Below are 21,049 nucleotides of genomic sequence, written 5' to 3'. Positions count from 1 at the left end.
CGTGGGTGGATGGCTTAGACCTCAAAGGTTTTCAAAACCTTTGAGGTCTAAAGGTCGGCCAAATGCGGAAAAAAGTGGTACGGGAAAACCGCACATTTTGTTAAATTATCGAAGCGAATGGATGCGCGCCACGTACTTTCCAATCACGTCAAACTCGAGGTTGACCACATCGCCCGCAGCGAGGCGATGAAAGTTGGTATGGGCGAAAGTATATGGGATGATCGCCACACTGAAGGCGTCCTTTTTGGAATCGACTACCGTCAGACTCACGCCATTTACAGTGATGGAGCCCTTTTCAATCGTAATATTCGACAGCGCCGGATCATATCCAAACGTATAATACCAACTACCATTGGCTTCTGACACCGATAGGCAGGTGCCCGTCTGGTCAACATGGCCCTGTACGATGTGCCCGTCAAGTCGATCGCCGACCCGCATACCGCGTTCGAGGTTGATCGGATCGCCCACTTTCCAGTGGCGTAGGTTCGTTTTTTCAAGCGTCTCCCGGATTGCCGTCACGGTGTACGAGCCGTCTCCAATAGCCACAACGGTAAGGCATACACCATTATGGGCGACACTTTGGTCGATTTTCAATTCCGCGGCCAGGGATGACTGGATCGTGATGTGGAGATTGTCACCTTCGTGCTCCAACGCACCCACGACGCCCATCGATTCGATGATTCCGGTAAACATTAGGGTATTATTTAGTAAATTGCGTCACAAATTTACGACAAAAACAGGCAGAGCCTGTGTCGTTCCCACCTTACATGAAAAGAGAAGAACATATACGCGTCGGGATTTCGATCGGCGACCTGAACGGCATCGGCAGCGAAGTCGTCCTCAAGACCTTCGAAGATACCCGTATGCTCGAGCTTTGCACACCCATTATATTTGCGAACGTCAAAACCCTCAACCACCTTCGGAAGAGTTTCGACTCGACGGTTGCCCTGCATGGAATCGACCACGTGTCGCAAGCCATCACCGGCAAGCTCAACGTGCTTAATGTATGGCGTGAGCCTTTCACTTTGCAGTGGGGCGAGAACGATCCGGTAGTGGGACAGCACGCCGTGAAATCGTTTGTGGCGGCAGTCGATGCGTTAAAGAACGATGAGATCGACGTATTGGTCACCGCGCCCATCAATAAATACAACATCCAGTCGGATGAATTCCGCTTCCCCGGGCACACCGACTATCTCGACCAGGAACTCGAGGGCGACGCACTCATGCTCATGGTACACGGTAACCTGCGGGTAGGCCTTCTCACCGACCACGTGCCGGTAAATGAGGTGGCGGGACATCTGACGGAGGCGTTGATCCGCAAGAAGATCGAAACAGTAAAACACACCCTCACGCGGGATTTTTCGATAAACCGGCCCCGTATCGCGGTACTCGGACTCAATCCGCACGCAGGCGACGGTGGGGTTATCGGAACCGAAGACGAAGAAATACTCAAGCCAGTCTTGAAGAAGTTGTTTGATGCCGGAACAATGGTTTTCGGGCCCTTTCCTGCGGATGGCTTTTTTGGAAGCGGGCAATATGAAAAGTACGATGCCGTAGTGGCCACCTACCACGATCAGGGATTGGTCCCGTTTAAAACACTTTCGTTCGGACATGGCGTGAATTATACGGCCGGACTCAACAAAATCCGCACCTCACCCGACCATGGAACAGGCTTTGATATTGCCGGAAAAAACATGGCCGATCCGAGTTCATTCCGTGAGGCGCTGTACCTGGCAATGGACGTGTTCCACTCGCGGGAACAGTACGCCGAAATCAGCAAAAAGCCTTTGAAAGTCAAGGAGAAGCACTAATGAACAAAAAAATGTTCATAACGCTTTTGCCATTCTAATAAATTTATATCTTTGCACTCCGTTTCAGGTAATTGGGAAGGGAGGAATTGAAATGAAACAGTCGAATGAATTCCTGATTCCGTTCATCGGCTTGAAGATTGGGAAACACCCATTCGAATTCCGGATAACGGAAACGTTCTTTGAAGGCTTTGATTACGACGAATTTGATCGTTGTGATATCAAAGTACATGTGGTTCTTGAGAAGAAATCGACGATGCTCGAACTGGCGTTCTGCCATGAAGGCACGGTAGAAGTTCCTTGCGACCTTACAGGCGAATTGTTCGACCTGCCGGTGAAAGGAAAACTGCACCTGGTCGTGCAGTTCGGAGATGAATTCAATAACGATAACGAAGAGTTGTTGATTCTCCCGCACGGTGAACACCAAGTCGATATTTCGCAGTATATCTATGAAATGATTGTACTCTCAGTTCCATTTAAACGCGTCCATCCGGGCGTGAAAGACGGCACATTGAAGTCGCCCGCCCTTGATAAACTCAATGAGTTGCGGGTGGGAGAAATCGAGAAAAAAGAAGAAGAAACGGATCCCCGTTGGGATTCACTGAAAAAGTTATTAAAAGACAAATAATACTGAACGATGGCACATCCTAAGAGAAAGGTTTCCAAGACCAGAAGAGATAAGAGAAGAACGCACTATAAGGCAACGCCTGCACAGATCGCAACTTGTCCTGTAACAGGCGAGGCGCACCTTTACCACAGGGCGTATTGGCATGAAGGTAAAATGTATTACCGTGGCCAAGTCGTAATCGACAAACAAGAAGCTGTCGCTTAATATTTTACGATAAAATATAAGGAACTCCCACGCAATGGGAGTTTTTTTTGTTATCGGCTTTTTTGGCAATTAAACCCTGCCCCAAAGCCCTTTTGGAAAAAAATTCGTAATTTCACCTCCTTTCAGATCGAGCGGTTTGAAACGGAATAATTGAATCACTATGAGCAACATAACGGCCGCCATTACCGCTGTCGGGGGCTACGTGCCAGATTTCGTATTATCCAACCAATTGTTGGAAACCATGGTGGACACCAACGATGAGTGGATCACCACCCGCACCGGTATCAAAGAGCGGCGGATTCTCAAAGAAGAGGGAAAAGGCTCTTCTTATCTCGCCATCAAAGCCGCAGAGGATCTTTTCCGTCGGAAAAATGTTGATCCCGCTACCATTGATCTCGTACTGGTCGCATCCGCCACGCCGGATATGCCGGTTGCCGCTACCGCCGTCTACGTCGCTACGGAAATCGGCGCTGTAAACGCCTTCGCCTACGACCTTCAGGCGGCCTGTTCCAGTTTCCTTTATGGAATGTCGACCGCCGCTGCCTACATCCAGGCGGGGCGCTATAAAAAAGTACTGCTTATAGGAGCAGATAAAATGTCCTCCATCATCGATTATACCGACCGCGCTACCTGCATCATCTTTGGTGACGGGGCCGGAGCGGTGCTGTTCGAGCCTAATTATGAAGGATTAGGACTTCAGGATGAGTTCCTTCGGTCAGATGGTGTGGGGCGCGAATTCCTCAAAATCGATGCGGGTGGCTCTATATTGCCGGCATCTGAAGAGACCGTGAAGAACAAACAGCATTTTGTCTTCCAGGATGGCAAAACCGTTTTCAAGTATGCCGTTTCCGGTATGGCAGACGTCAGCGAACGCATCATGGAACGCAACGGTCTTTCAAAGGAAGACATCGACTGGCTGATCGCCCACCAGGCCAATAAACGCATCATTGATGCGACCGCTAACCGGATGGGGCTGGAGGAGGCGAAAGTGCCCGTCAATATCCATCGCTATGGCAACACCACGTCAGGAACACTGCCACTGTTGCTGAGCGATTTCGAAGATAAATTCAAAAAAGGTGACAACCTCGTATTCGCGGCTTTCGGCGGCGGTTTTACGTGGGGCGCCATCTGGCTTAAATGGGCTTATTAACCGATACAAACACTATAAACGAATAACGTATGGACATCAGAGAAATTCAAAACCTGATCCGGTTTGTAGCCAAATCAGGGGCTACAGAGGTGAAGCTTGAAATGGACGACTTCAAGATCACGATCAAGACGACGACGGATGCCGGTACCCCGGAAGTAACGTATATCCAGCAAGCGCCTGCAAGCCTGCCACAAGCGGCACCCGCTGCACCGGCCGCCCCTGCTGCACCAGCCGCCCCTCCGGCTCCCGCTGCTGCACCCGCTGCTGACGACACGTCAAAATTCATCACCGTAAAATCGCCGATTATCGGCACATTCTACCGCAAGCCGGCTCCAGACAAGCCTGTTTACGTAGAAGTGGGCAGCTCGGTGTCAAAAGGCGATGTCCTTTGCGTGATTGAAGCGATGAAACTCTTCAACGAAATCGAATCAGAATTCTCCGGAAAAATCGTCAAGATACTCGTTGACGACATGTCGCCGGTAGAATACGATCAACCGCTGTTCCTGATCGATCCGTCATAAGTGTGATTTTGAATGCTGAATGTGGACTACCAACCGACAGCATGACTGTCCTACTTTCAAAATTCATACTTTAAACTTCTAACTTATGTTCAAGAAAATATTGATTGCCAATAGGGGAGAGATCGCGCTGCGCGTCATTCGCACGTGCCGCGAGATGGGCATCAAGACCGTGGCTGTTTATTCAACAGTTGACGCCGAGAGTCTCCACGTAAAGTTTGCCGACGAAGCGGTATGTATCGGGCCGGCGCCGAGCAACCAATCGTACCTCAAAATCCCTAACATCATCGCGGCAGCGGAAATTACCAATGCCGATGCCATCCACCCCGGATATGGTTTCCTTTCTGAAAACGCCAAATTCTCGAAAATCTGCCAGGAGCACGGTATCAAGTTCATTGGTGCCTCCCCTGAGATGATTGAGAAAATGGGCGACAAAGCGACGGCAAAAGCTACTATGAAAGCTGCCGGCGTTCCGTGCGTTCCTGGTTCGGACGGACTGCTTGAATCACTCGAGCATGCCAAGAAAGTAGCGAATGAGTCGGGTTATCCGGTCATGATGAAAGCGACAGCCGGCGGCGGTGGCCGTGGTATGCGCGCCATCTGGAAGGAAGAAGACCTCGACAAAGCGTGGGAAAGTGCCCGTCAGGAAGCCGCTGCGGCTTTCGGCAATGATGGGATGTACATGGAAAAACTCATCGAAGAGCCCCGCCATATTGAAATCCAGGTGGTAGGGGATGCCTACGGAAAAGCGTGTCACCTTTCTGAAAGGGACTGTTCCGTACAGCGTCGCCACCAAAAGCTGACCGAAGAAACGCCTTCACCTTTTATGACGGATGAACTCCGCCAGAAAATGGGTGAAGCCGCTGTTAAAGCTGCGGAATACATCAAATACGAAGGCGCTGGAACCGTCGAGTTTCTCGTTGACAAACACCGCAATTTCTACTTCATGGAGATGAACACGCGGATTCAGGTGGAACACCCGATTACCGAGCAGGTAATTGACTATGACCTGATCCGGGAGCAAATCCTGGTAGCAGCCGGTGTGCCGATTTCCGGAAAGAATTACCTGCCGCAACTGCATTCCATCGAATGCCGTATCAACGCGGAAGATCCGTACAACGATTTCCGTCCGTCGCCAGGAAAGATTACAACCCTGCACATGCCGGGTGGCCACGGAGTACGTCTCGATACACACGTCTACTCAGGGTATACCATCCCGCCTAACTATGACTCGATGATCGCCAAATTGATCACTACGGCGCAAACCCGTGAAGAGGCCATCAACAAGATGAAACGCGCGCTCGACGAGTTCGTAATCGAAGGCATCAAGACGACGATTCCGTTCCATCGCCAGTTGATGGACGAGCCGGATTATGTGTCCGGAAACTATACGACCAAGTTCATGGAAACATTCAAGATGAAGGATCCCGACTGATATCGTCCGATTAAATAAAAACCCCGCTCAATGGCGGGGTTTTTTATTGTGTGTTTAGGACTGTGCCAACGGTTCGTAAGGTGAGACATGTCGTTCCGCCAGTATTTTTTGGATGGCACGGACTTCGTTAACATCCGTGTTGCCAATTTGGAGTATTTGTTGCAACCGGGCCGTATCGACCTGCTCATACTTAGCGATAAACCGAAGCATTTCAGTAAAATCCTGTGATTCGGAAAGCGCAAGTTCCCGGTTTTTCCGGCGGTCTTCTACCATCCAGGCGAGAAGGAATGCAAGTGCGAGAGCGAAGGTTACAGTAGTCATGGCGATGGGAATTACATATAGTCCCGAACGCCTGTCGTATAGGCGATATTGCAACGCCATGGGGTATTTAGGAAAACTTTAGCGTATCAGGGTCTCAACGCACGCCCCACTCCCAAATGCCAAAGGCAGTTTTTTTGTCAACCGGAAACCCCGCCTGTTTCAACGACAGGAAGATTTGCCCGCGATGGTGGCTTTCATGTGAGATAAGATAGCCTAGAAATCCGGCAGGATGGGGCTTGAAACCTTTGACGCGCCCTTCCTGTTGGGCTTTTTCCAACAGCAGCGCGATGGCGTCGGCACTGGCGGTCAACGCCGAAGTGAGAAGTGCTTTCGAGATACCTTCTTTCTCAATCTTCTCTACGTTCGCCAAGGCTTCAGGCAGTGCCGATTTTAGCCACATAAGGCGAACGTTGTGGATGTGCGCAAATTGCTCACCTACCGTACGCCCTTTTGATGCGGCAGTGGCCCCCATGGCTTCTTCCGGCAGGGCTTCCAACACGTAGAGGTGGATACGGTTGTGGATATGCCAGGTGTCGACAAGCGTGTCCATCACAAAGTTTCTTTTAACCATTTGAAAAACTCCCGCTGCCACACCATGCCGTTTTGTGGCTTGAGCACCCAGTGGTTTTCCTCTGGGAAATACAGGAACCGGCTCTTAATGCCCCGCATCTGGGCCGCCTGGAAGGCTTCCTGCGACTGCCCGATCGGCACCCGAAAATCGTTTCCACCCTGTATGATCAGGATTGGACGGTTCCATTTATCTACGTAATTGATAGGGTTGAAGACGGTATAACTCTTTTGCGCCGCGGCATTGTCTTTTTCCCAGTAAGCACCGCCGAAGTCCCAGTAATTGAAAAACACTTCTTCCGTCGTGCCGAACATACTCTGCGTGTTGAAGACACCGTCATGCGCGATGAAGGTCTTGAAGCGATTGTTGTGGATGCCGGCCAGATAGAAAACCGAATAGCCACCATAACTGGCTCCTACACAGCCCAGGCGTGAGGTGTCGACATACGCTTCCTTCGCAACGTCATCGATGGCGGAAAGGTAGTCCTGCATCACCTGTCCACCCCAGTCCTTCGAAATCTGCTCATTCCACTCAACGCCATGGCCCGGCATACCGCGTCGGTTCGGCGCCACCACGATATAGCCGTTGGCCGCCATCAACTGGAAGTTCCAGCGGAAGGAGTAGAACTGGCTGAGGGCACTTTGGGGGCCGCCCTGGCAATACAACAAGGCCGGATATTTCTTCGACGCATCGAAATCAGGTGGCAGGATGACCCACACCAGCATTTTCTTGCCGTCGGTGGTCGTCACATACCGCCGTTCGATTTTACTCGTTTTCAGCGTAGCATAGATGTTGTCATTGATCTTTGTCAGTTGTTTCCAAGTTTTCTTTTTAAGGTCAAATGACCAAAGATCGGCGGCATGGTTCATGTCCGTCCGGGTAACGATAATGGCATCGCCTGCGAATCCCACGAGTCCGGATACGTCAAAATCACCATTCGTCACCTGCGTAACACGGATCGCCATTTTGGTTCGTCCGGGGAAATTCACCTCAAACAACTGCAGCGTGCCGTCAACCGGTGCCTGGAAATAGATTTTCTTCCCGTCAGGCGCCCAAAGAAAACTCTCGACGGTGCCATCCCATGCCGCTGTCAGGTTGTATTCCACGCCATTCGAGCTGACGATGATGTCGTTCTTGTCTGATTCATATCCGTCGCGCTTCATCTGCAGCCACGAAAGATCGCCGGAGGGCGACAGTTGCGGGTTCGTATCGTATCCTGCATTGTCTTCCGAACGATTAATCGTATTGCCCGTAGCCAGGTCGTATTGGTAAATATCCGTATTGGTCGAAATCGCATACGCCGTTCCTGATTTCTTCTTACAGACGTAGAAAATGCTCTTTCCATCCGCCGACCAGATATAATCTTCCTCCCCGCCAAATGGCTTTTGGGGCGAGTCGAAGCGTTCTCCTTTCAAAAGGTCGATACCGGTTGCGCCCTCGCGGTTCTCGCGATAAAAGACGTGGTTGTATTTCCCTTCATTCCAGGTGTCCCAATGGCGATAGTCGAGTCCGTCATACACCTGCGCATTCGACTTGTCCAGTTCCGGGTAAAAGTCGTGTCCGTGCACGTTATCCAATTTCACCTCTTCGCTATACAACAGGTAACGTCCGTCGGGAGACACATTCCGATCGCGCACCAGCGTTTTCGGATCGGTAATCTCGGTGAGGGTGCCACCTGACACCGGAACGGTATAGTACTTACTCGTTGATTTGTTGTCGGCGACGGAGGGCGTGGCGACTTTAAATACCACCGTTGTTTTGTCGTTTGACAACCCGATAGGTGAAAGACGACCGAGTTTCCAGAGCGTTTCGGGGGTCATGACCTGCTGTGCGGCGGCCGGTAAAGACAGGGCAAGTGCCATATACAGTATGCTTTTTTTCATGAAGAAGGTGCTTTTCGAGGAGTTAAAAATACACAATAAAACAGAAAAGCCACCCGAAACCGGATGGCCTTTCCTATGTGAGGCAGCGCCTTTCGCTTATTTCTTGATGAAACGACGGATGGTCGTGCTGCTGTCGGAAATCAATTCGAGGATGTAATTACCGGCTGCCACGCCCACGACACCGATGGTGCCGCCCGTTGCATCGCCTTTCGCTACTTCCTGACCCATCATGTTAAGGATGCGGTAACGGGTGTTTCCTTCCAGTCCGGATACATTCAATACATCGGAAACCGGGTTTGGATACACACGAATGTCGGCTTTCGACGCCACGATTTCCTCGTCTGCTTTGGCGGCAGACACGATATTGAGCGTGTAATCTTCTACCTGGCCATACGAGAACGTCTCACAAGCCGTCGGGATCGCGTTGTATTTCATCGACACACGCATGCGGGTAGTGCCCGTAGCGGCGGTGGTCGGAATGGTGATGCTGCCCGAAACCGGAGTAGTGGTCGAGGCTGCACGGGTGTACACCGTTTCACCGGCATCTGCGAAGTCGCCATCGCGGTTGTAGTCGATGAACACGGCATATCCTTCTGCATAGGTCGTGCTGGTCCATTGCGGGGTGATGGTAATGGTGTATGCCGTTCCTTTGGTCACATTGGTTGACAACGCCGTGAAGTTCTCATAGCCGGTGGTTGCGGTTGACGGGTTGTTGATGGTGCCAAACGCCACACGCTGGATGCGCTCGTCGGCCGTGCTGTTTCCTTGTGAGGCGCAGTACGTAGCGGTTGCAGCCAATGTTGTCACACTCAAGGTGTTGCTGGATGCCGATACGTTTCCGGCGGCATCTTTTGCCTTCACAGAGAAGGTATAGGCCGTAGCCGCGGTCAATCCGGTCACGGCATAGCTGGTCGTGGTCACGGTGGCTTTCAATGTCGCACCCTGGTACACGTCGTACCCTGTTACGCCTACGTTATCCGTAGCAGCCGTCCAGGCCAGGTTGGTGGTGGTCTGCGTCGTTCCGGATGCAGTCAGGTTGGTTGGAGCAGTTGGAGCAGTGGTATCGGCAACACCTGCGACGATGTTGAGTGTATAGTCCTCAACCTGTCCATACGAAAGGGTTTCGCAGGCGGTTGGGATGGCGTTGTATTTCATCGACACACGCATACGGGTAGTACCGGTTACCGCCGTGGTCGGGATGGTAAACGTGCCGCTCACCGGCGTAGTTGTAGAAGCAGCGCGGGTATACACCGTTTCACCGGCATCTGCGAAGTCACCGTCTTTGTTGTAGTCAACGAAAACGGCATAGCCTTCCGAGAAGGTTGACCCTGTCCAGAGCGGCGTTATCGTGATGGTATACGCTGTGCCTTTGGTCACCGTCGTGGAGAGTGCTGTGAAGTCTTCGTAACCGGCTGTACTGGTAGACGGATTGTTGATCGTGCCAATGGCGACGCGTTGTATGCGTTCGTCGTTGGTGTTGCTGCTGGTCGACGCGCAATACGTGATGCCGGCTGCCAGCGTCGTCACACTTACCGCGTTGCTCGCTGCAGAGGCGTTGCCCGCTGCGTCTTTCGCAATGACCGTGAACGAATAGGTGGTGGATGCGGTAAGTCCGGTAACGGTGTAAGAGGTCGTCGCTACATTCGCAATAAGCGTAGCGCCCTGATAGACATCGTATCCGGTAACGCCTACATTGTCGGTAGCGGCGGTCCAGGTGAGGTTCGTGCTCGTAGCCGTGGTGCCCGATGCGGCCAGGTTGGTCGGAGCCGTTGGCGCGGTGGTGTCGGTAGACGCGGCGGTGATCGTGAAGTTGGCGTTCGAAATATCAAAGAAGATATGGTTCGATCCTTTCACCATGATTCGGTTCGTGCTGCCGACGTTGTTCGGTACCGTGATAGCCTGTGTGCCGTCATTCGGCGTTGCAGACAACAGCGTAATTGGATACGTAAGACCTCCGTCTGTCGACAAGAGTATGTCCACATTTGCACAGTTGACGCCATTGGCTGTCGTTCCGGCCACGCTCCAGGTGACGGTTTGGGAAGATCCTGCCGGCCATGAAACCGCCGTATTCGGTACGGTCACGGCAAACGGCCCGGCCGTAGCGTTTACGGTCACAACCATATCATCACTGTTGTTCGCAGGTCCGCCTGCACGGTTGTCGCGTACGGTGAAACGGAAGTTCAGGGTACGGGCCACAGACGAAAGCGCTTCCACGGTGAGTTCGGTTCCGGCTGTCGTAGTCGCACCTGCAATAGTGGATTGGATTCTTGGGAAGTAACGGCTGGTAGAGCTCGACGGGCTATACGAACGGAAGTTCGGGCCTGTCGTTTTGGTTGCACTTGGTGCAGCGGACGAGGTGCCGTTATCCATTTGCTCCCAAATATAGGTTAGGGCATCGCCATTGGCGTCGGTCGCCGTTCCTGTCAACACGAATGGCGTGCTTTTCGGGATCGTATAATCCGCACCCGCGTTGGCTGTTGGAATAGCATTTCCGGTGGCAGTAGTCGTCTGACAGGTGGTTGTTTTGATGTAATCGGTTACCTGCTGGATGCTTACGGCATGGAAGTAAGGGTCGGAATGCGGTTGTACGTCAAGGCTGGTGATACCGGCGTAGCCCATAATGGTCGATCCCGATCCCGGCTCCATCTGTTTGCCGGTGCCTTCGTTGCTGTGGGTAAAGGTGTGGTTGGCGCCGAATTGGTGGCCCATTTCGTGTGCGACATAGTCAATATCGAAGTTGTCGCCGGATGGGATGCCGTCGTTCGGAGACGTATACCCACTACCTTTTCCTTCCGGAACGGCAGTCGTAGGATTCACACAGACGCAGCCAATACAGCCGGCATTACCACCTCCGCCAGTTGCACCGAAAAGGTGTCCGATGTCGTAATTGGCGTTGCCGATCACACTGGTCAGGGTGTTTTGCAGTTCGAGGTTCCAGGCACCGCCTGCACCCGTTGCCGCAGCGGAATACGGATCGGTGGATGCGTTTGTATAAATGACGGCATCCGTATTGGAAATCAGGTTCATGTGTACACCAAAATCCAATTCGAAAACGCCATTCACGCGCGTCATCGTATTGTTGATGGCAGCAAGGGCGAGGGCTTTCGTGCCGCCGAAATACGCGGTGTATTCGCCTGTTACCGACATCGCGAGACGATAGGTCCGCAGCACTCCATCATCTGCGTTCGGACGAAGCTGCATCGAATTGTTCAGTTGCAGGTCTTTCTTCGCACTGTCGATGACTTTACAATCAAAAGCATTCAAAGAGGCGGTGCGGTCTTTTTTGCGGTAGACGCTGTAGAGCGTTCCTTCTGTGTTATACTTTTCAATGAAAACCGCCGTACGGTCTCCATAAATAACCATACTCTGGAAGCCCAGCGGTGACATACTGAAACGAATGGTCGTCGACGGATCTTCGATGCCCTGTCCGGCATACGACTTGATCTCCGGATAACGGGCCGCGAGTTCCGGGTCCATATTCGAAAGTTCAAAAACACGGAACGATTCGAACTTGCCTTCCGCATTCGGGAATTCCATCACCACGGCCTGGGTGCGGTCTTTCCCGTTGGCCGCTACAAGCGACTGTTTCATGCCCTGTTCGTCGAGGGCATAGAGTTGGGGTTTGGTAAGGGATGTTTTGTTGGGAAGGACGTGGATGGCACCTCGATGGGGGTTCGATTGCCACAATGCCCGACCGCCCTGCGCCAGCGCCATTCCGGAAAAAGCCAATAGGAACGCGCCAAGTAGTTTGTTTTTCATAAAAGAAGCGATTAGAGTTAGTGGAATTAGTAGGTAATTAACAGTTCAAATATAAAAGTAATAATGAACCGTATTAGGATTTTTCTAACTTTTTTTTACACATATGTTAGTAATTTAACACCGAATACGCCTTCCCGTCAGGCATTACGCGCTATTTTAGCCCGAAAACAAACGCATGAACCTGAGTTTTTGGGAGTGGAAGACCTGGTTTTCCGATGTTGATTATACCATCGTCGGAAGCGGTATCGTCGGACTGCATGCGGCCCTTCGCCTGCGCGAGCGCTTCCCGGAAAGCACCATCCTTGTGTTGGAGAAAGGCATCCTCCCCGAAGGCGCCAGCACGAAGAATGCGGGTTTTGCGTGCTTCGGCAGCCTGTCGGAAATACTGGACGACCTGCGAACCCATTCCGAAGAGGAAGTCGTACAGTTGGTGACCAAGCGCTGGCAGGGTCTGCAACTGCTGCGCAAACGGGTAGGTGACGCCGCGTTGGATTTTCGTCCCTATGGAGGATACGAACTTTTTCTTTCAGAGGACAAACACTTATACGACGAGTGTTTCGCGCGCATGGCCTACGTGAACGACCTCCTTCGACCTGTTTTCCGAGCCGACGTGTTTTCCCGCGAAGTCGACCGGTTTGGGTTCGGAAATATACACGAATACACGCTTTTCAATCCGTTCGAAGGTCAATTGGATACAGGCAAGATGATGCAGGCGCTTCTACGCATGGCCGTTGCCCAGGGCATCCATGTCCTGACGTCGGTTGAGGTGCAAAACCATATCGAGCACGCAGATGGGGTGGAAGTCGTGCTGCCAGGTGCTTCGTTCAAAACCCATAAACTGCTGTACGCCACCAACGGATTCGCCGGGTCCCTTACCGGGGGCGCTGTAAAACCGGCACGGGCACAGGTGTTGGTGACAAAGCCGATTCCAGGACTCGATATCAAAGGAACCTTCCATTTCGACCGCGGGTATTACTACTTCCGCAATATCGGCGACCGTATCCTTTTCGGCGGCGGACGTCATCTCGATTTCGAGGGTGAAACGACGACGGAAATGGGCCAGACCGAAATCATCCAACAACGGTTGGAACAACTTTTAAAAGATGTAATTTTGCCCGGAACGCCGTTCGAAATCGAGCGTCGTTGGAGTGGTATTATGGGATTGGGAGCCGTTAAAAAACCCATTGTCGAAGCCTTGTCATCGCACGTGTATTGCGGCGTACGGCTGGGCGGAATGGGAGTGGCGATAGGCAGCCTGATCGGGGAAGAACTCGCAGACCTGGTGTAAATGGGAGTAAAAACGCGAAAGAAAGCAAAGAATACGCCGCCTCCAAAACGGGGTTGGCTTCGAACCACCTTGCGGTTTATCGGAAAGGCCGCGCTCTGGTTTTTCATCATAACGATATTCCTGGTCATCCTCTTTAAATGGGTGCCGGTGCCCGCTACGCCACTTATGGCGATACGGAGCCTCGAGCAACGGGGCCGCGGGGAGAAGATCGTATGCGAACACGATTGGGTGCCAATCGAGAAGATTTCTAAAAACATGCAACGGGCCGTCATTGCCAGCGAAGACGCGAATTTTATGACGCACAGCGGTTTTGATATCGTCGCGATTCAAAAGGCAATGAAAAGCAACGCCAAAGGGAAGAAATTGCGCGGTGGCAGCACCATATCCCAGCAAACCGCCAAAAACGTATTCCTTTGGCAAGGAAGGAGTTACATCCGAAAAGGCCTTGAAGCCTATTTCACCGTATTGATCGAACTGATCTGGGGTAAAGAGCGGATTATGGAGGTATACCTGAACAGCATCGAAATGGGAGACGGTGTCTACGGTGTAGAGGCCGCTGCCCAACACTGGTATCGAAAGGATGCCGACAAACTCTCACGTCGCGAGGCCGCCGGAATTGCCGCTATCCTTCCCAATCCCTTAAAATACAAGGCGTCGGGCTCCTCGTCTTTTATCGAGCGTCGCAAAAGCCGTATCATCAAGCACATGCGCTACGTCGGTAGCCTCGACTATTGATGAAAAAGATACTCATTGTTTACAGTCTGATAATGCCGCTTTTCCTCGCTGCGCAACGCCGTCCGGCAGAAGCGGGTGTCGTCAGCGATAATGATTTGTATGTGTCAACCGTTAGCGATAAATACTACACAGCGGGCTTCGAGTTCTTTTACCGCTTTCTCAACAAGGCATCGACTGACGACGTAAAGAAAATAACAGACCTACGGGTGGGGCAATACATCTTCAATCCGCGCACCCGACAGGCCGCTGATCCCGCTCGTATCGACCGTCCGTTTGCGGGCTATCTGTTTGCAGAAGCCGGTAAGGGCTATTTCCGGGAACGGTCGGTGTTAAAGTGGTACGGACAAGTCGGTGTAGTGGGCCCCGATGCCTTTGCGGAGGAAACCCAAAAGGCCATCCATTTCCTGTTCGGATACAAGCGGGTCTACGGATGGGAACACCAGGTCCGGAACGCCTGGGCGGCGCAACTCGGCGGATCGTATGCACGTACGCTGTCGGCCGGTCCGCGTTTTGATGTCAATTTCCAGGCCGAGGCGTATGCCGGAACGGTGCTTTCGGGTGCCCGTGTCGGCTTTCTTTCCCGTATTAGCCTTTGGGGCGACTTAAAAACGCTGTCGGCCTCCAATCTTTATGACGGTGCGTTATCTGCCGACCCCGCCGCCTATTCTGACCATGAATTGTATTTTTACATCAGTCCTAACTTCAAATACCAGGGCCATGATGCCACCATCGAAGGCAGTCTTTTTGATAACGACAGTCCGGTGGTGTTTGACGTAAAACCGTTTCTGTTTTCAGGAGAAGCGGGTTTTAAATACAGAAGGAACCGTTGGAGTGTTACCTATGCCTTCCTTTACCACACCAAAGAGGTCCGCAACAGCCCCAACAATATGGGGCATTACTACGGATCGATCGTCGTCTCGAAATTCCTTGATTAAGGAAGCTTCGAGAATCCCATATTATAAAGCGTAAACGAGATGGCATCCGCGTCTTCCGCGATGGCTTTCGAAACCGATTTACCCGCGCCGTGCCCGGCGTTGGTTTCAATTCGAATCAGCACCGGCGCGGGGCCCGACTGTTTCGCCTGCAACTCGGCGGCGAATTTAAAGCTGTGGGCCGGCACGACGCGGTCGTCATGGTCGCTGGTAGTCACCATGGTCGCCGGATACCGGGTGCCCTTCCGCACATTGTGCACAGGCGAATAGTTTCGCAGGTACTCGAACATTTCCTTCGAATCGTCTGCCGTGCCGTAGTCATAGGCCCATCCCGCTCCGGCGGTAAAACGGTGGTAGCGCAGCATATCCAATACGCCCACGGCCGGAAGGGCTACCCTGAAAAGTTCCGGGCGTTGGGTCATGGTCGCACCGACCAGCAGTCCGCCGTTGGAACCGCCTTCTATCGCCAGGAAATCAGAGCTGGTGTAGCGCTCCTTGATGAGGTATTGCGCGGCACCGATGAAGTCGTCAAAGACATTCTGCTTTTGCATCTTGGTACCCATATCATGCCATTTACGGCCGTATTCCCCACCACCCCGAAGGTTAGGTACGGCGTAGATGCCACCGAACTCCATCCACGTGGCGGCATATACGCTGAACGACGGGGTAAGGCTCACGTCAAAACCGCCATATCCATACAGAAGGGTCGGCGTCTTGCCATTGCGCTCCAAGCCTTTTTTATAGGTGATGATCATCGGAACGCGCGTGCCGTCTTTCGATACATAGAAAATCTGCTCTGAGGTGTAATCATCCGGATTAAAGGCGATCGTAGGTTTCCAATACGCGCTGCGTTCGCCCGTAGCGATGTCAATCGAATAAAGGGAGGAAGGCGTGGTATAGTTGGTAAAGCTGAAATACGTTTCCCGATCGGTTTTCTTTCCGCGGAAACCCGAAGCGGTTCCAAGGCCGGGCAACTTTATGTCATTGACGACCGTGCCGTCGTACCGAACCTGTTGTACAAACGACACCGCATCCCGCATATAATGCGCGAAGAAATAGCCACCACACGTACTTACTGTCAATACATTATCTGTTTCGCGGATGATATCACGCCAGTTCGACGGATCAAGCGCCCCTATCTTAGCCGCTACCACCCGTTTGTTCGGTGCTTTGAAATTCGTGACGAAGTAAAAAACGCCGTTTTCATGGTCGAGGAAGTCGACATCGTAGTCAAAACCGGTGTTAACGGCGATGATTTTAGAGGAAGCGTTACTTAGGTCTTTGATGTAAAGCTCGTTTCCGGAAGTAGAGTTTGCGGTGGAAATGATGAGATATTGTCCGTCTTCCGAGACACTTCCGCCTACATACCGCCGTTTTTCTTCCCCGCCGAAAATCAGCACATCCTTCTTTTGGGGCGTGCCCAATGCGTGGAAATACAGTTTGTGCTGGTCGGTTTTGGCAGAAAGAACACTTCCTTTCGGGCGGTCGTAGCGTGAATAAAAAATGCCCTCGTTGCCTTTCCAGGAAAGACCGCTGAATTTGACATCGACCAACTGCTCGTCGCGGACCTTTTTTGTCACAGCGTCCATGAAGTACACCTTTACCCAGTCGCTTCCCGCTTCTGAAACGGCATACGCCACCAGGCTTCCGTCTTTTGAAAAGGCCAACGCGCTCAACGAACTCGTACCGTCTTTCGCAAAACCATTCGGATCGAGAAAGACCTCTTCTTTACCGCTAGCGTCCTTGCGGTAGAGTACCGACTGGTTTTGCAACCCGTCGTTTCGGTAATAATAGAGGTAGTTGCCTTCGCGGGTCGGAGCACTGCGCTTTTCGTAATTCCACAGTTGGGTGATGCGCTCCTGTACATCCTTTCGGAATGGGATTTTATCAAGATAGCCAAACGTGACTTCGTTTTGCGCCGCCACCCACTTCGCCGTCTTATCGGAGAGGTCGTCCTCCAGCCAACGATACGGATCAGGAATCGGTGTGCCAAAATAGGTGTCAACCACATCGCCCTTTTCCGTTTCCGGATAGACAATCTGTTGTGCGCCGACAGGGAAAGAGGACATACAGGCCATTAGGAAAAGTGCTTTTTTCATCGGAAATGGTTTTCGATTCCGACAAAAATACACAATTCCGCCACCGCTATCAGACGAAAAGCGGGCGATATACGCGCCAGTGCTTATAAATGAGAATGGAGTTCAGCAGGGTGACTGCCAGTGCAACGCCCAGTCCGGGCATATCCATAAACAAATGGAACAACAGAATGTTGATGGAAAGCGGCGCTAAGAGAATGAGCGCGAAGGGCACCCATTTCCGGGTCAGTAGCAATATCCCGATAACAACTTCCAGAACACCGACCACCGGAAAGATGTAGCCGGTGGCATGCAAGGAGCTCATGAATTCGCCAGCCGCACCCGTAGGTGGCTCCATCGGAAGGAAATCGATCAGTTTGTTGCTGCCGAAGACTACCAATATAATACCCAATACGACCCGCACGATAGAGGTAAACTTTGAATTCATACAAAAATGGTTTTGGTTGATGTGTAAAAATAATGCTAATTTTTTATTCTATTGTATATCAATCGCGCTCTTTTTTGATTATTGACTCAAGTATGTGTTAATTGTGGAATACACAAAGAAATTCCACCTGTAACAAACTCATGCCACTTCCGACAAATGCAGCAAAAATAGGTTATGACCGCACATGAAATTGGATACGAAATCCATGGGGAGGAAATGCAATATGTGGAGATTGAATTGGATCCACAGGAAGTCGTAGTTGCCGAATCGGGCAGTTTTATGATGATGCAGGACGGTATCCGTATGGAAACCATTTTCGGCGACGGCGCGCAGCCAAAGTCGGGACTGTTCGACAAGCTGCTCTCGGCCGGCAAGCGCGTGCTCACCGGGGAGAGTCTGTTCATGACCGCTTTTGTGAACGAGTATTCCGGTAAACGGAAAGTGTCGTTTGCCTCACCCTATCCCGGCAAAATACTGCCCATCGACCTACGGGAAAATGGTGGGAAGTTTATTTGCCAGAAAGATGCTTTCCTCTGTGCAGCGAAAGGCGTTTCGATCGGAATTGAATTTTCCCGTAAGTTGGGGCGTGGCCTTTTCGGGGGCGAAGGATTCATCATGCAAAAGTTAGAAGGCGATGGACTTGCCTTCATCCACGCCGGAGGGATGCTTTCTAAAAGGGAGCTGGCGCCGGGCGAAGTGCTGAAGGTGGATACCGGTTGTATCGTTGGTTTCACCCAGCACGTAGCCTACGATATTGAATTCATTGGGGGTATTAAAAACTCGCTTTTCGGTGGGGAAGGACTCTTCTTCGCGACGTTGCGGGGCCCCGGAACGGTATACATCCAGTCGCTTCCGTTTACCCGACTTGCCGATCGCATCATTGCTTCAGCTCCTGCTGCCGGCGGCAGTCGTCGGGAAGAAGGAAGTATACTCGGAGGGTTGGGCAACCTGCTCGACGGAGACAATAGATTTTGATTTTTTTTTGTAGTTAGTTAAACAGGAAAAGCGTCCTTTCGGGACGCTTTTTATTTTACAGTAGGTTGGAATGTTACAGTTGGAAGGAGAGCCCGACTATAAAGTTCCGCCCGATATTCGGAATTCCGTCGGTCTTCAAACGTGACAGATGCGCGATGTAAGTGCGGTCGAACAGGTTGTTGGCACTCATCGTCAGCAGAAACGACGTCTTACCAAGGGTGATGTTTCCGCCTGCACCCAGGTTGAAAAGAGCATAATCACCTGTAGGGGTTTCAAACGCGCCTACCCGGTTCTGCTCGAACAAGTAGTTGACATCGAACGTGGCATATCCGTCTTTCAGCCATTGGCCTTTTTTGAATTCAACCCGGATCGAGTTGTCCCAGTCGGTAGCCGGAACCAATGGCAACGCCGTACCATCGGTGCGCTCGCCCTTCACCAGGCTCACGGTACTCTGAAGGTGCAGCCAGTCGAGCGGATGCGGGTGTAGGTGGAATCCGGCCTCACCGCCAAAGAGCCGTGCATTCGACTGTACGTAGTTGTATACATCATTACCATCCCGCACCTCACCCGTGGGTGCCGCGTAGATGTAGCTGTCAATGTGGTTGTAGAATCCATTGACGAAGCACTCGAAGTGGCTGTTCCCATATTCGAGATCGAGGTCGACCTGCACGTTTTGCTCTTTGTCGAGGTTCGCGTTCCCCACTTCATAGCGGTTGGTGCCCTCATGCACGCCATTGGACGTCAGTTCGGCAAGGTTCGGCGCCCTGAAACCACTGGCCACGTTTAGGCGTACGGTGGTCGCGTTGGCGATTTTCCGGCTGTATCCGATTTGTGCGTTGAGGCTTGAAAACGAACGGTCGACCGTTTCGAATGACCCTTCCTCTCCGGGCGTTCCAAACGCGTCTCCCGTCACCGATCGGGTGTCGAACCGAAGACCTGTCTGCAGTGTATGTCCGTCCCACTCACCTAACGCCGTTGTAAATACACCAAAATCCTGCACGCGGGCATCCGGAATAAGCCGTTCTTCACCGGCATTCGTGTTTGCCTGCCACAAGCCCTGTACGCCTGAGATGACTTCCCAATGGGTTGATTTCGGGAAGTGGTACTTTACATCATAGCTCGTAGTCTGCAAACGCATGTCAAGTGCCGGCGTTGGACTGTCTTCCAGTTCTTTCCGGCGGTTTTCGATGTACCCGAGGTTGACATCCAGCTTCGAATCAGCAAAAAACAGGGTATTTCCCCAACTCAGGATATGACTCTGGACGTCCTGCTTCGGATACAACGTCGATTTACTGTTGGACTGCGCACCAATTCCTTCCTCTGGAATGCCGAGGTCAAGGGCGTTGTAGTTGTAGCGGAGAACGGAGGAAATACGACGATCGCTAAATCCCGTGGCAAGTTTCAGGTCCCTTTCATTGTATCGGGTATTGGTTACCCGGTCACCATCCGGTATTTCATAGTCGGAATGGGTGTCGTAACTGCCACGTCCGAGAAACTTCCATTTTTCGGATGAGGTTTTGATGCCCAATGAGGTGCTGCTGCCCAACGTATTGGAAAAAACGCGCTGGCGTACATCCGCTTTAAACGCGCCGGCCTCGGCAAACTTCTCCGGGTTTAGGTAAATGACACCACCGATGGCATCCGATCCATACAAGAGCGACGCCGGACCTTTGATGACCTCAACGGATTCTACGCCGGCGTCATTGAGCCCGAGCCCGTGTTCGTCACCAAATTGCTGGTTTTCCATTCTTACGCCCTGGGTATAGACCAACACGCGGTTACCGCTTAGGCCACGGATGACTGGTTTCCCAATGGAGGTGCCGGTCGAGACCTGCGCCACGCCGGGTAAGGTCGAGAGGCCTTCAATCAGTGTAGCAGCCCCTTTTTTCTGCATATCTGCCACCGATTGTTTTTCAATCTTCATGACGTTCTGTGACTGCAGTCGGCTAAACGCCGTCGACACCACCACTTCGTCCATTCGGAATTCGGATTGCGTGAGGGCAATAGCGAGGGTCGTCTCACCTGAGACCGCTATGGTTTCCTGTCGTGAGGCATAGCCCAAAGCGCTGACGCTGAAGCGGATTTTTCCTGCCGGAAGGTGGCGAAAGGCGAAGGCGCCGGTCGCATCGGTAATGGCGGTTTTATGGAGGTCAGGCAGGTAAACCGTCGCGCCCGTAATTGATTGCTGAAGGGTGTCGGTCACTTTTCCGGAAAAGGAATTTTGCGACCATACACCAAGAGACACGCCCATCAGGAGCGTGAGAAAAAGATGTTTCATGGTAAATACGTAAACGTTAAAATTTCCCCGAAGGGCCAACTAAA

The 21,049-nt window shown here is 52.0% G+C and carries 18 protein-coding genes; 10 read left to right on the top strand and 8 right to left on the bottom strand.

The features are described from left to right. Positions 1-105 precede the first annotated feature (105 nt). Positions 106-693, bottom strand: a complete 588-nt coding sequence (locus tag MKO97_RS02150; protein ID WP_241104431.1) for a riboflavin synthase — start codon at positions 691-693, stop codon at positions 106-108. 74 nt (positions 694-767) lie between these two features. On the opposite strand from MKO97_RS02150, the gene pdxA reads away from it, so the two are divergent. The 6 genes from pdxA to accC all read left to right on the top strand — a co-directional run bounded on the left by pdxA (position 768) and on the right by accC (position 5,743). After that, positions 768-1,811 (top strand): 4-hydroxythreonine-4-phosphate dehydrogenase PdxA, encoded by a 1,044-nt coding sequence (gene pdxA / locus MKO97_RS02145; protein WP_241104430.1) that lies wholly within the window; start codon positions 768-770, stop codon positions 1,809-1,811. 91 nt (positions 1,812-1,902) lie between these two features. Then, positions 1,903-2,436: a DUF177 domain-containing protein gene (locus MKO97_RS02140; protein WP_241104429.1), complete on the top strand. Its 534-nt coding sequence runs from the start codon at positions 1,903-1,905 to the stop codon at positions 2,434-2,436. Between the two features lie 9 nt (positions 2,437-2,445). After that, positions 2,446-2,640 carry a 50S ribosomal protein L32 gene (gene rpmF, locus MKO97_RS02135; protein WP_241104428.1) on the top strand — a complete coding sequence of 65 codons (195 nt, stop codon included), beginning with the start codon at positions 2,446-2,448 and terminating at the stop codon, positions 2,638-2,640. Between the two features lie 160 nt (positions 2,641-2,800). Next, positions 2,801-3,790: a beta-ketoacyl-ACP synthase III gene (locus tag MKO97_RS02130; RefSeq protein WP_241104427.1), complete on the top strand. Its 990-nt coding sequence runs from the start codon at positions 2,801-2,803 to the stop codon at positions 3,788-3,790. A gap of 29 nt (positions 3,791-3,819) precedes the next feature. Continuing rightward, complete coding sequence (gene accB, locus MKO97_RS02125) at positions 3,820-4,311, top strand: acetyl-CoA carboxylase biotin carboxyl carrier protein (RefSeq protein WP_241104426.1); 492 nt, start codon at positions 3,820-3,822, stop codon at positions 4,309-4,311. Positions 4,312-4,396: 85 nt separating this feature from the next. Further along, a complete protein-coding gene (accC, locus tag MKO97_RS02120; RefSeq protein WP_241104425.1) occupies positions 4,397-5,743 on the top strand; it encodes an acetyl-CoA carboxylase biotin carboxylase subunit in 1,347 nt (448 codons plus the stop codon). 54 nt (positions 5,744-5,797) lie between these two features. Here the strand turns inward: accC and MKO97_RS02115 are convergent, their stop codons facing one another. The 4 genes from MKO97_RS02115 to MKO97_RS02100 all read right to left on the bottom strand — a co-directional run bounded on the left by MKO97_RS02115 (position 5,798) and on the right by MKO97_RS02100 (position 12,274). Next, entirely contained in the window at positions 5,798-6,064 is a 267-nt protein-coding gene (locus tag MKO97_RS02115) for a hypothetical protein (RefSeq protein ID WP_241104424.1), read from the bottom strand. A gap of 94 nt (positions 6,065-6,158) precedes the next feature. Further along, a complete protein-coding gene (locus tag MKO97_RS02110) occupies positions 6,159-6,614 on the bottom strand; it encodes a DinB family protein (protein ID WP_241104423.1) in 456 nt (151 codons plus the stop codon). Continuing rightward, complete coding sequence (locus MKO97_RS02105) at positions 6,614-8,515, bottom strand: S9 family peptidase (RefSeq protein ID WP_241104422.1); 1,902 nt, start codon at positions 8,513-8,515, stop codon at positions 6,614-6,616. The genes MKO97_RS02110 and MKO97_RS02105 overlap by 1 nt, the downstream gene beginning before the upstream one ends. Positions 8,516-8,611: 96 nt before the next feature. Continuing rightward, complete coding sequence (locus MKO97_RS02100) at positions 8,612-12,274, bottom strand: reprolysin-like metallopeptidase (RefSeq protein ID WP_241104421.1); 3,663 nt, start codon at positions 12,272-12,274, stop codon at positions 8,612-8,614. 175 nt (positions 12,275-12,449) lie between these two features. On the opposite strand from MKO97_RS02100, the gene MKO97_RS02095 reads away from it, so the two are divergent. The 3 genes from MKO97_RS02095 to MKO97_RS02085 are packed head-to-tail and all read left to right on the top strand — an operon-like array spanning position 12,450 to position 15,232. Beyond that, entirely contained in the window at positions 12,450-13,562 is a 1,113-nt protein-coding gene (locus MKO97_RS02095; RefSeq protein ID WP_241104420.1) for an FAD-binding oxidoreductase, read from the top strand. Further along, positions 13,563-14,297, top strand: coding sequence for a monofunctional biosynthetic peptidoglycan transglycosylase (gene mtgA, locus MKO97_RS02090; protein WP_241104419.1), 735 nt, complete (start codon positions 13,563-13,565; stop codon positions 14,295-14,297). A gap of 32 nt (positions 14,298-14,329) precedes the next feature. Then, positions 14,330-15,232, top strand: a complete 903-nt coding sequence (locus MKO97_RS02085) for a lipid A deacylase LpxR family protein (protein ID WP_241104418.1) — start codon at positions 14,330-14,332, stop codon at positions 15,230-15,232. Here the strand turns inward: MKO97_RS02085 and MKO97_RS02080 are convergent. Together MKO97_RS02080 and MKO97_RS02075 are read right to left on the bottom strand one after the other, a co-directional pair. After that, positions 15,229-17,328 (bottom strand): prolyl oligopeptidase family protein, encoded by a 2,100-nt coding sequence (locus tag MKO97_RS02080; RefSeq protein WP_241104417.1) that lies wholly within the window; start codon positions 17,326-17,328, stop codon positions 15,229-15,231. The genes MKO97_RS02085 and MKO97_RS02080 overlap by 4 nt on opposite strands. Positions 17,329-17,377: 49 nt before the next feature. Continuing rightward, complete coding sequence (locus MKO97_RS02075) at positions 17,378-17,752, bottom strand: DoxX family membrane protein (RefSeq protein WP_241104416.1); 375 nt, start codon at positions 17,750-17,752, stop codon at positions 17,378-17,380. A 174-nt stretch (positions 17,753-17,926) separates the two neighbouring features. Between MKO97_RS02075 and MKO97_RS02070 the strand changes: the two genes are divergently transcribed. Continuing rightward, positions 17,927-18,727 (top strand): TIGR00266 family protein, encoded by an 801-nt coding sequence (locus MKO97_RS02070; RefSeq protein ID WP_241104415.1) that lies wholly within the window; start codon positions 17,927-17,929, stop codon positions 18,725-18,727. Positions 18,728-18,800: 73 nt separating this feature from the next. On the opposite strand, the gene MKO97_RS02065 is transcribed toward MKO97_RS02070, so the two are convergent. Next, entirely contained in the window at positions 18,801-21,005 is a 2,205-nt protein-coding gene (locus MKO97_RS02065; protein ID WP_241104414.1) for a TonB-dependent receptor, read from the bottom strand. Between the last annotated feature and the right edge of the window lie 44 nt (positions 21,006-21,049).

This window comes from Flavobacterium sp. HJ-32-4, from assembly GCF_022532105.1.
In the GTDB taxonomy this organism is placed as follows: domain Bacteria; phylum Bacteroidota; class Bacteroidia; order Flavobacteriales; family Flavobacteriaceae; genus Flavobacterium.
The sequence above is the reverse complement of the archived record's forward strand: the minus strand, read 5'-3'. Positions and strand labels throughout refer to the sequence as shown.